13 protein-coding genes and 1 pseudogene are annotated in these 10295 nt (G+C 70.8%); 8 read left to right on the top strand and 6 right to left on the bottom strand.

Annotated features, from left to right (window positions below):
- Positions 1-37: 37 nt before the first annotated feature.
- From BN10_RS18125 to BN10_RS13515, 4 genes and pseudogenes are all read right to left on the bottom strand, one after another.
- A complete protein-coding gene (locus BN10_RS18125; RefSeq protein ID WP_010851817.1) occupies positions 38-568 on the bottom strand; it encodes an ArsA family ATPase in 531 nt (176 codons plus the stop codon).
- A gap of 124 nt (positions 569-692) precedes the next feature.
- Positions 693-1151, bottom strand: a pseudogene (locus tag BN10_RS18130) (ArsA family ATPase); the annotation flags it as partial.
- Positions 1151-2167 carry an ArsA-related P-loop ATPase gene (locus BN10_RS13510; RefSeq protein ID WP_010851819.1) on the bottom strand — a complete coding sequence of 339 codons (1017 nt, stop codon included), beginning with the start codon at positions 2165-2167 and terminating at the stop codon, positions 1151-1153. The gene BN10_RS13510 and the pseudogene BN10_RS18130, both read right to left, overlap by 1 nt.
- Positions 2168-2171: 4 nt before the next feature.
- Positions 2172-2954, bottom strand: coding sequence for an alpha/beta hydrolase family protein (locus tag BN10_RS13515; protein WP_010851820.1), 783 nt, complete (start codon positions 2952-2954; stop codon positions 2172-2174).
- Between the two features lie 34 nt (positions 2955-2988).
- Here BN10_RS13515 and BN10_RS17490 point away from each other — a divergent pair, with 34 nt between their 5' ends.
- The 4 genes from BN10_RS17490 to BN10_RS13530 all read left to right on the top strand — a co-directional run bounded on the left by BN10_RS17490 (position 2989) and on the right by BN10_RS13530 (position 4798).
- A complete protein-coding gene (locus tag BN10_RS17490; RefSeq protein WP_010851821.1) occupies positions 2989-3144 on the top strand; it encodes a hypothetical protein in 156 nt (51 codons plus the stop codon).
- A 1-nt stretch (position 3145) separates the two neighbouring features.
- Positions 3146-3619 carry a RidA family protein gene (locus tag BN10_RS13520; RefSeq protein ID WP_010851822.1) on the top strand — a complete coding sequence of 158 codons (474 nt, stop codon included), beginning with the start codon at positions 3146-3148 and terminating at the stop codon, positions 3617-3619.
- A 4-nt stretch (positions 3620-3623) separates the two neighbouring features.
- Positions 3624-4325: an NUDIX hydrolase gene (locus tag BN10_RS13525; protein WP_010851823.1), complete on the top strand. Its 702-nt coding sequence runs from the start codon at positions 3624-3626 to the stop codon at positions 4323-4325.
- Between the two features lie 137 nt (positions 4326-4462).
- Positions 4463-4798 carry a putative PEP-binding protein gene (locus BN10_RS13530; protein WP_267878876.1) on the top strand — a complete coding sequence of 112 codons (336 nt, stop codon included), beginning with the start codon at positions 4463-4465 and terminating at the stop codon, positions 4796-4798.
- A gap of 151 nt (positions 4799-4949) precedes the next feature.
- On the opposite strand, the gene BN10_RS13535 is transcribed toward BN10_RS13530, so the two are convergent.
- Positions 4950-5864: a hypothetical protein gene (locus BN10_RS13535; RefSeq protein ID WP_156917243.1), complete on the bottom strand. Its 915-nt coding sequence runs from the start codon at positions 5862-5864 to the stop codon at positions 4950-4952.
- A 166-nt stretch (positions 5865-6030) separates the two neighbouring features.
- On the opposite strand from BN10_RS13535, the gene BN10_RS13540 reads away from it, so the two are divergent.
- A complete protein-coding gene (locus tag BN10_RS13540) occupies positions 6031-6828 on the top strand; it encodes an MBL fold metallo-hydrolase (protein ID WP_010851826.1) in 798 nt (265 codons plus the stop codon).
- Here the strand turns inward: BN10_RS13540 and BN10_RS13545 are convergent.
- The gene (locus BN10_RS13545; protein ID WP_010851827.1) at positions 6809-7486 is read right to left on the bottom strand and encodes a Crp/Fnr family transcriptional regulator; all 678 of its coding nucleotides are present in this window, start codon (positions 7484-7486) and stop codon (positions 6809-6811) included. The two genes, BN10_RS13540 and BN10_RS13545, sit on opposite strands and share 20 nt — an antisense overlap.
- Positions 7487-7534: 48 nt before the next feature.
- On the opposite strand from BN10_RS13545, the gene nth reads away from it, so the two are divergent.
- The 3 genes from nth to BN10_RS13560 are packed head-to-tail and all read left to right on the top strand — an operon-like array spanning position 7535 to position 10204.
- Positions 7535-8317: an endonuclease III gene (nth, locus tag BN10_RS13550; RefSeq protein WP_010851828.1), complete on the top strand. Its 783-nt coding sequence runs from the start codon at positions 7535-7537 to the stop codon at positions 8315-8317.
- Positions 8298-8984 (top strand): NUDIX hydrolase, encoded by a 687-nt coding sequence (locus tag BN10_RS13555; RefSeq protein ID WP_407674657.1) that lies wholly within the window; start codon positions 8298-8300, stop codon positions 8982-8984. The genes nth and BN10_RS13555 overlap by 20 nt, the downstream gene beginning before the upstream one ends.
- On the top strand, positions 8981-10204 hold the full coding sequence (locus tag BN10_RS13560) for a MarP family serine protease (protein ID WP_010851830.1): 1224 nt from the start codon (positions 8981-8983) through the stop codon (positions 10202-10204). The genes BN10_RS13555 and BN10_RS13560 overlap by 4 nt, the downstream gene beginning before the upstream one ends.
- Positions 10205-10295: the final 91 nt, after the last annotated feature.

The raw sequence follows: 10295 nt of genomic DNA on the forward strand, positions 1-10295 counted from the left end.
AACCCAACTTCTGCGTGACGCGGAAGCCTGGTGAAGCTCAGCCGCCGAGGGCGGCGCCGATGGCTCGCAGGCCGTCGAGGTCATGGATGTCGGTCGCCTCCGCCGGGACCTCGCGGATCGGCGTGCCCGGATGCCCGGTCGCGAAACGTTGCACGCGAGCTTCCTGGCGTTCCGCGGTCTCGGCGAGTTCCCCGTGCAACTGCAGCATCCCGATCGTCAGGCGCGCCTCGGGCGAGACCGCCTCGAGCTGCTCGGCCGCATCGATCGCCTTGCCGCCGCCGAGGGTGACGGCCGCCAATCGCTGCACGCGGTTGACGACGAGGCCCGCGAGCGGCATACCCTCCCGGGCCAGCCGGTCGACGAAGTATGCCGCCTCGCGCAAGGCGTCCCGCTCGGGAGCCGCGACGACGACGAAGGCTGTCGAGTCCTCCTTGAGCAAGGCATAGGTGACATCGGCCCGCTCCCGGAAACCCCCGAACATGGTGTCGAGGGCCGCGACAAAGGTCTGCACGTCGGCGAGCATCTGCCCGCCCAGGATCTTGCCGATCGTGTTGGTCGCGAGCGACACCCCGACCGTGAAGACCTTGAGGTAGGGCCTTCGCGGGGGCGCTCAGCAGCCGGATGAAACGGCCATCGAGGAAGGACCCCAACCGCTTGGGCGCGTCGAGGAAGTCGAGCGCGGAGCGAGACGGAGGGGTGTCCACCACGATGAGGTCCCAGATGCCGGTGCGATCGGCCTCGGCCCGCAACTGGCCGAGCTTCTCCATCGCCATGTACTCCTGCGTGCCGGCGAAGGAACTCGACACCGCCTGGTAGAAGGGGTTGGCCAGGATCTGGGCCGCCTTGTCAGGCGCGGCGTGGGCTTCGACGACGTCGTCGAAGGTCCGCTTCATGTCGAGCATCATGGCGTCGAGGGAACCACCCGTGGACTCGTCGACCCCCACGACAGGTCGAGGAGTGTTGTCGAGCTCGGTCAGGCCGAGCGACTGCGCGAGGCGGCGCGCCGGGTCGATCGTGAGGACGACCACGCGGCGCGTCGTCTTGCCGACGCCGCCAGCCCCACAGCAGACGATGATCCCGATGCTCGCGTCGCCCACCAGGGCGTCGATGTCGAAGGCCGGCAGCTCCGGGTCACGCCCTCGCCCCGCCATCACGCCACCCCCTGCTCGGTAAGGCTGCGGGCGAGCACGCGCAGGCCGCCAGCCTCGACGCCCGCCGCCACGCGGGGCAGGTGCAGCACGGGCAGGTCCTGGGCAGCGATCTCCGCCCGAAGTTCGTCCTCGAGGTCGAGGCGCGCCGCGTGGTCGCGGGCCTCACTCAGCAGGCCGCGGACCATGGGTCCGGTCGGGCGGATGCCGGCCTCGACCAGTTCGCCGCGCACTCGGTCCTCGAGGGCGGCATCAGCACTGGTCTGCACCTCTTTGCGCGCTGCCTCGTCGAGCATCGGCTCCCGCTCAAGGTTGACCACGAGGGCGCCCAGACCGAAGCCGGCATCCCCGATCTCGCGCAATGCGTCGACCGTCTCCTGCACCGGCATCTCCTCGAGGAGGGTGACGATGTGGACCAGCGTCGACCGAGCGCGAAGCATCCGGGTGATCGAGTCGGCCTGGCCCCGGATCGGGCCGACCTTGGCGATGTCGGCCACCTCCTTGTTGACATTGAGGAAGCGCACCGCCCGCCCGGTCGGGGGAGCGTCGAGGACGACCGAGTCAAAGGCGAGCTGGCCCTGACCACGCCGATTGCCCGTCGTGCGCCCCGCCGCCTCGTAGACCTTGCCGATGAGCAGCACATCACGGACCCCGGGCGCGATCGTTGTCGCGAAGTCGATGGCGCCGACCTTCTCCAGCGCAGACCCCGCCCGCCCGAGCTTGTAGAAGGTCTGCAGATACTCGAGGAGGGCCGCCTTGGCGTCGACGCTCAGCCCCCAGAGTTCGCCACCGCTCGGGTCCGTGATGAGGCGGACCTCGTCATCCCCGAGAGGAGGCACGTCAAAGGTCTGCGAGATGCCCTGCCGCCCCTCGACCTCGGCGATCAGCACTCGACGTCCCTGGGCGGCAAGGGCGAGGGCGAGGGCGGCCGCGACGGTCGTCTTGCCGGTGCCGCCCTTGCCGGTGACGACGTGCAGGCGCGCATCCACGAAGGAGCGCTGTAGGGCGGGGGAGGTCATGGGGTCAGCCTAGGCCGATGGCCAGCTGCTCGAGGTGGGCGAGCAGGGTGAGGTATGCCGCGTGGTCGGGGTCGATGAGGTCGTAGTGGCCGGCGCCGACCACCTCGGAGAAGGTCACCGGCTCGTCCACCTCCCGGCCCTCTTGGTATGCCGCGATCACCGATCCGGGCACCTCGTCGTCGTTCGCTCCGGTCAGGACCACCGCCGGGAGCGTCAGCCCCAGTCGGGCGGGATCGGCCGCAGCCCACGCAGCAGGCTCCTGGTCGGGCGTCCCGCCCAGGAGCTCGACGGCTGCGTCATGGCTCAGGTGAAGCCGATGCGCCTCGGCCAGGGAGGCCACCGGCGCCAACGCGACCACGCCGGCCAGACCCGCCGGTGGTTGCTCCGCCGATGCCAGCCAGAGGGCGAGGTGGCCGCCGGCGGAGTGACCGACGACGAGCAGCCGGTGGGGCAGCTGGTCGTCGGCGAGGGCGGACTCGACCCGGTCAGACACGGAGGTCCCGGTGCCCGGCCATCCGCCCCCCGGCATACCGATGCGGGGGTATTCGAGGTTGGCGACGTGGAAGCCGTCGGCGGCGAGCGCGGCTGCCAACGGCGGCAGGTGGTGGCGGTCGTACTGCTCGCGCCAGAAACCTCCGTGCACGAGGGCAACGGTCAGCCCCCGGGGTGCGCGATCAGCCGGCGGTTCCCACACGTCATAGACGTCGGTCTGCTCCGGGCCGGTCACCACGGTGCGGTCCGGTGGGCGTGCCGAGCGGGTCAGGACGTCAGGTTCGTCGGTGCTCATCACCCCATCCCACCACGGGGCTAAGGTGGCGGGCATGCAGACGTGGGAGTACCTCACCGCCCCCCTGATCGTCCACAACACCAAGGCGATCCTCGACAACTTCGGCGCTGACGGCTGGGAGCTCGTCCAGGTCGTCGAGGGCCCCGGCGGCGGTCTCGTCGCCTACTTCAAGCGACCCAAGGAGAAGTGACATGAGCACTGTCGAAGACCGCCTCGCCGAACTCGGCCTGACCGTCCCTGACGTCGTCCCCCCGGTGGCAGCCTATGTGCCGGCCGTGCTCGACGGCTCGCGGGTCTACACCTCGGGACAGCTCCCCATGGCCGGCGGTGCGATGGCTGCCACCGGCAAGGTGGGTGAGGGCGACGGCTTGGTCTCGCCGGAGCAGGCCAAGGAACTCGCCCAGCAGTGCGCGCTCAACGCGATCGCGGCGATCAAGGCACTGATCGGGGATCTCGACAAGGTCGAGCGGGTCGTGAAGGTCGTCGGCTTCGTGGCCTCCGACCCGGCCTTCACCGGTCAGCCCGGCGTCATCAACGGTGCCAGCGAGCTCTTCGGAAAGGCCTTCGGCGACAGGGGAATTCACGCGCGATCGGCTGTCGGCGTGGCTGCTCTCCCGCTCGATGCCCCGGTCGAGGTCGAGGTCATCGTTCACGTCGCCGACTGACTGTATGCCGGTCATCCGTCACTTCGGGTTCGACCGCGGCGAGGCCTTCCACCGGGCCGCAGCGGCCTGGGTCGAGGGCGGATCGGTGGCTGCGGAGCCTCGGCTGGCTGCCACCGTGCTGCTCGTGCGCGATGGTGCTGCAGGCCCCGAGGTGTTCGTGCAGCAGCGCGCGGCCACGATGGCCTTCGCGCCGAGCATGGTCGTCTTTCCCGGCGGTCGGGTCGACCCCACGGACGCCGCCGCCGGGCTCCCGGAGGCGGAGGTGCGCGAGGTCGCTGACCTCATGGGTGTCGAGGCCGAGCGGGCCTGGCCACTTGTGGCCGCAGCGGTTCGCGAGGTTGAGGAGGAATGTGGCGTGCGGCTGGCTCCGGGCGTCTTGGTGCCGCGAGGGCGCTGGCTGACCCCCAAACTGGAGCCGCGACGCTACGACACCTGGTTCTTCGCCGCGCGGATGCCCGACGACCAGGTGGCCAAGGGCACGACCTCCGAGACGACGGCCGAGCGGTGGGGTCACCCGGTCGAGTTGCTGCGGCTCGGCGAGTCCGGGGAACTGCGCCTGATGCCGCCCACGATGTTCATGCTGGAGGCCTTGGCGCGCTTTGACGCGGTGGAGGCCTACCTCGCCGATCGACCGAGTGTCGCGCTCGTCGAGCCGATCCTCGTCGAGGGTCCGGACGGCTATGCCCTGGAGACCACGCTGCCCTGAGCCCCTGCCCTAAACCCTCCTTTGCAACGTCCGGCGACTCGACGGCATACCAACCAACGTGGCGGACGCAAGGGGAAAGGGTCGAGGGGCACCCGGCGGAGGTTTCCGGGTGCCCCTCGGGCAGGGGTGGTGCAGGGGTGGTACCAGGTGAAGCAGGCTGCTTCAGGGGTTGTCAGGCCTCCACGTCGCCGAGGACGGCCTGGACCTCCTCGGCCGACAAGATCGGCAAGCCGATGGGTGTCTGCGGCGAGGCCGGCGGTGACCCGCTCCTGGCGCTCGTGCTCGTCGGTCTCGGCGTGCAGTCGCTGTCGATGGCGCCGAGCAAGGTGCCGATGGTCCGCTTCGCACTGTCGCTGCACTCGCTCGCCGAGTGCCAGGGCGTCGCGGCCACCGCACTGGCGGCCCGCACGGCCCGCGAGGCGATGCAGGCAGTCCAAGGGGTCGTCCACGACGACCTGCGCGCGCTGGTCTGACCCCCACGTCGCGGCATACCCCTGCGGCATACCACTGGGGTGTGCCGCGGGGCTCCAGTGCCGCGCGGGCGGCAAAGCCCAGTCCGGAGGGGCGTTTGGTGCTGGATTCACCGGTGGGATGTGGCCTTTGTCGCCCGCGCGGGACAACGGATCAGGCAACAGCCCACACTCCAGTCGGTGGCGCCTCAACCGGGCGACCCTCCCGCGTGGCGATGAGGGTCCGGAAGGTCCAGCGCACCCACGCCTGGTCGAACATCACGTCCTCATAGGCATACCGCAGCGACGCCCGGCCATGGATCGTGAACTCGGTGTGACGTCGGCAGTCTCGGCGCAGCCCGGTGCGGGTGCCGTGCGTGGCAAAGCCTTCGGCCTCGACGACGAGTGGACCGTCCGGCTCGGCCAGATCCACCACGGCGAACATCCCGGGCTCGGCGATCATCACCTGCGGTTGCAGGACCAAGCCCTCCTCGAGGGCCAGGGCGCGGAGCACCGACTCGAAGGGGTTGGCCGCGCGACCATCGGCGAACTCGGCGATCCGGCGCACCTGTGCCGACCCCGGCCCCTTGGCAGTGGCAGCCGCCGACCGCACTTGGGCAGCCGTGACCTTCCCTGATCGCAGGGCCGAATCCGCGACCGCCAGTGCATCGTCGAAGGGGAGGATGCGGGCACAATCCATGACGGTCCGCAACGGGATGGTCACGCGTGCCCCGCGACGAAAGACAACGTCGTCGTCCGCCAGATCCGCGCGGTGCAGGTGGACCTGTTCCGGGACCGACGACCTTTGGCCGCGAACCCGCGGGATCGTCACCCAGGCCTTCTCGGGCACAGCCTTGATCTTCCAGCCGTGCTGCAGCGCGGCACTCAGGTGAGAGAGGGTTCCGTGGCAGGCGAGCGCGAGTCCCGGGTCCCGCTCGAAGCCGGGCACGGCATACCTGCCGTGGCGCAGTCGGACGACCTGACCGTTCGCCACGGCAGCCCGCAGTGCTCGCTTGGTGTGTCGGCGCCGAAGCGCCCGGGTACGGGCGAATCCTCCCAACTGGGCGAGGGTGCTGGCGACATCGGACACGAATCCAGCTTGGCGGAGCGGACGGCCGACGATGTCGTCATCCACAGGGGCCGGCCGGGCGGCAAAGGGCGACTCCGCTCGTCTTCTTGGTGCTCGACCCATCGCCTGGTCGGGGTGTTTGCCGCCCGGCCGGGACGCCCATCCTCCCCCGTGGCAGGGTGGGGCCATGCTGTGGAGCGGCGGGCAGGTCACCGAGCGAGCATTTTGTGTGCTGGCCCCCAACCCCGGGCCGATGACCCTCGACGGCACCAACACCTGGGTCCTGCTCGAACCGGGTGCCACCGAGGCGGTGGTCATCGACCCCGGGCCCCTCGACGACGACCACCTCCAGCGTGTATGCCGCGTGGTCGCCGACCGCGGCGCACGGGTCACCGACACCATCCTCACGCATGGCCACCATGACCATGCCGAGGCCGCCCCCCGGTTCGCCGAGCTGACCGGATCGCGCGTCCGCGCGGTCGGTCGGGGTCATGACGACCTGCGCGACGGCGACACGATCACCACGGGCGGTCTCGACCTTCGGGTCGTCGCCACCCCCGGCCACACCGGGGACTCGATGTCCTTCGTGCTCGGGGCCGACCATGCGCTGCTCACCGGGGACACCGTCCTGGGGCGGGGGACGACGGTGGTGGCGCACCCCGATGGTGAGCTCGCGGCATACCTGGAATCGCTGGAGCGGATCGCCGCACTCACCGGGAACGGGTCGGTGACGACGATCCTGCCCGGCCACGGCCCGACCGTGCCGGACGCCGGGGCGATGGTGGCCTACTACCGGACTCATCGTGCTGAGCGACTCGAGCAGGTGCGGCAGGCGCTCGCTGATGGTGCTGCGCTGGACGGTGATCCGGTCGAAGGGGTCCTCGAGCGGGCCTATGCAGACGTGCCGCGCGAGGTGTGGCCCGCGGCCCGGATGTCGATTCGGGCGCAGTTGACCTATCTGGGGGTCAGCGGGCGCGGCGCTTGAGGCGCTCGACGTCCATGAGGAGTACGGCGCGGGCCTCGAGTTTCAGCCAGCCACGACCGGCGAAGTCGGCCAGCGCCTTGTTGACCGTCTCGCGAGAGGCGCCGACGAGTTGGGCCAGCTCCTCCTGGGTCAGGTCATGGCTGACCATGATGCCTTCGTCGACCGGCCGGCCGAAGCGGCGCGCCAGGTCGAGCAGGGCCTTGGCGACGCGGCCGGGGACGTCGGTGAAGACGAGGTCGGCCAGCGATTCATTGGTGCGGCGGAGCCGCCGGGCGAGCGCTGCGAGCAGGGTGAGCGCGACCTGCGGGCGGCCCTGGAGGTACTCACGCAGCTGCTCGGTCGAGAGGGCGAGCACCTGGGTCTCGGCGACGGCGGTCGCGGTGGCCGTGCGGGGGCCGGGGTCGAAGAGGGAGAGTTCGCCGAACATCTCGCCCGGGCCGAGGATGGCCAGCAGGTTCTCGCGGCCGTCGACACTGGAGCGGCCGAGCTTCACCTTGCCCTCTCCGATCACGTAGAGCCGGTCACCCTGGTCGCCCTCGTGGAAGAGCACGTCGCCGCGCTCCATGTGCTTGGCCGACATCTGCTTGATGAGCGACTCGGCGGCTTCCTCGTCCAGGCCGGCAAACAATGGCGCCCTGCGCACGGTCTCGTGATCCACGCCGACAGTGTGCCATGCAGCCAGGGACCCAGCACGTAGTCTGACCCCGTGCCTGCGCGCCTCCCCGACCCTGCCGAGGAGAGCCCCATCGCGCGCACGCGACGGGCTCGACGGATGCTGCGTCTTCTCGAGGAGCGCTATCCCTACGCCCACTGCGAGCTCGACTTCCAGTCCCCGCTGCAGTTGCTCGTCGCCACCGTGCTCTCCGCCCAGACCACCGACGTGATGGTCAACAAGGTCACCCCGACCCTCTTCGCCCGCTGGCCCGACGCCACCGCGCTGGCCGGCGCAAACCGCGAGGAGATGGAGGTCGTGCTCAAGCCGACCGGCTTCTTCCGCGCCAAGACGGAGTCGGTGTTGCGCCTGTCGGCTGACCTCGTCGAGCGCTTCGACGGCGTCGTGCCCGGCCGCCTCAAGGACCTCGTCACCCTCCACGGGGTGGGGAGGAAGACCGCCAATGTGGTGCTCGGCAACGCATTCGGGGTGCCCGGCCTGACCGTCGACACGCACTTCGGGCGGCTGGTGCGACGCTTCGGATGGACGCAGGAGACCGACCCCGTCAAGGTCGAGGCAGCGGTCGCCGCCCTGCTGCCGCGCAAGGACTGGACTCAGGCCTCGCACGTCCTGATCTTCCACGGGCGACGCACCTGTCACGCCAAGCGGCCGGCCTGCGGTGCCTGCCCGGTGGCGCGACTGTGTCCCTCCTACGGGATGGGGGAGACCGACCCGGTCAAGGCCCGCACACTGCTCGCCTATGAGTTGGCCCCCGGCGCGGAACTGCCCGACCCGCCACCGGGACCCCTGTCCGACGATGTCGACCGTGTCCGCTGACCACCTCGCGGCGCCTGTTCCTCGCCCGGCGTGGATGGCACGGGTGGCCGGCGAGCTCGAGCAGGGTCATCCCGACTACTTCCGGACCTTCGCCCCACCCAAGGGGCCGCATCGCCGCTCGGCCGTCCTCATGCTCTTCGGTCCCGGTGCGGACGGCGAGGAGGTCGTGCTCACCGAACGATCGGCTCACCTGCGGTCCCACCCCGGGCAGGTGTCCTTTCCGGGCGGCTCGCTCGAGCGGGGGGACGTCACCGCTGCCGACGGGGCCCTGCGCGAGGCCCACGAGGAAGTAGGCATCGACCCCGCCGGAGTGGATGTCGCCCTCCAACTGCCCGACATCTTCCTCTCTCCGAGCCAGCACGCCGTCACGCCGGTGCTTGCCTGGTGGCCGATCCCCGGCGAGGTCCGGGCTGCTGACCCGATCGAGGTTGCCCGCGCCGCGAAGGTCCGCGTCGCCGAGTTGGTCGATCCCGATCGGCGGTTCACCGTCACCCATCCGAGCGGCTACCGGGGGCCAGGCTTCGAGGTCGAGGGCCTCTTCGTCTGGGGCTTCACCGCGATGGTGCTCTCCACCCTGCTGGATGTCGCCGGTCTGGCTCCACCGTGGGACGAATCGGTCGAGCGGGAACTTCCCGAGCGGCTCGGGCGCCCCTGGAGCCGGAGGTGATCGGCAGCACCGGGGTCGCGTGGGTGGACGTGCTCATCGTCCTTGTCCTTCTCGCGTATGCCGTGTCCGGCTTCCGGGCCGGCATTCTCGTCTCGGCATCCTCCCTGGCCGGCTTTCTCGCCGGTGGCGCCTTGGCGCTGTGGGTGCTCCCGCGGGCGCTCGCGCACTGGGCCGGCTGGGCCGACGTCCCGCCGCTCCTGCAGTGGATCGGGCTGCTCGTGGTCCTCCTCGGCTCGGCCGCCCTCGGCCAGTTCCTCGGACTGCGGCTGGGGCACCGGCTCCGCCGCGGTGTGCGCAGTTCGGCCGGGGTCACCTTTGATGCCCTCGGCGGCGGCCTGCTCGTCGTGCTCACGACAGCGATGGTGCTCTGGTTCCTCGGTGGGGCCGCCCGGCTGACCGGCTCATCGACCCTGTCCGCGGTCGTCGGTCGCTCGGCGATCCTGGCCGCCGTGGACCGCACCATCCCCGTCCCGGTCGGCACGGTGCTCGCCGGCCTCAACACCGTCATGACCGGGCAGGGCTTCCCCCAGGTCTTCGGCGGGGTCGCGCGTGAACCGATCACCTCGGTCCAGACCCCTGACGACACGGCCGCGCTCGCTCCGGGCGTGCAGGCGGCCGGGGCCTCGATCGTCCGGATCGACGGGCAGGCCAGCACGTGCCGCACCGCCCTCGAGGGCACCGGTTGGGTCGTCGCCGACGACTATGTCGTCACCAACGCCCACGTCGTCGCCGGCACCGATCGGGTGGCCGTGACGTCGCCCGGTACCCGTCGTCCGGCTGACGCGGTCGTGGTTCACTTCGACCCCCGCACCGACCTCGCGATCCTGCATGTGCCGGGCCTCTCGGCCCGCCCGCTCACCTTGGGGGAGGACGTCGAGCGAGGGGACTCGGTCGCCGTCGCGGGCTACCCCTTGGCCGGCCCGTATGCCGTGGAGCCGGCCCGCGTTCGTGACCGCCTGGTCGCCCGTGGTCTCGACATCACCGGCCGTGAGGAAGTGACGCGTGATGTCTACTCCTTGCGTGCCCCGGTCCAGCCGGGAAACTCCGGAGGGCCGGTCCTCGACGAGCAGGGCAGGGTCGTCGGTGTCGTCTTCGCGCGTTCGCTGGACGACCCGGACACGGGCTATGCGTTGACACTCGCCGAGGTGTCGCGCGGCGTGGCGATGGCCGTCGGGGAGACGCGGGGCGTCGCAACCGGCGCCTGCGTGAAGGCGGGCTGAGCCCCCGTCGCGCGCACCGCCCCCCGTGCCACCCCAACAGATCTCGCAGCCGACCACAGGTATACGTGTGGGGCGGTGCGAAGTCTGTTCG

The sequence above is a fragment of the Phycicoccus elongatus Lp2 genome, assembly GCF_000367525.1.
Lineage (GTDB): Bacteria > Actinomycetota > Actinomycetes > Actinomycetales > Dermatophilaceae > Phycicoccus_A > Phycicoccus_A elongatus.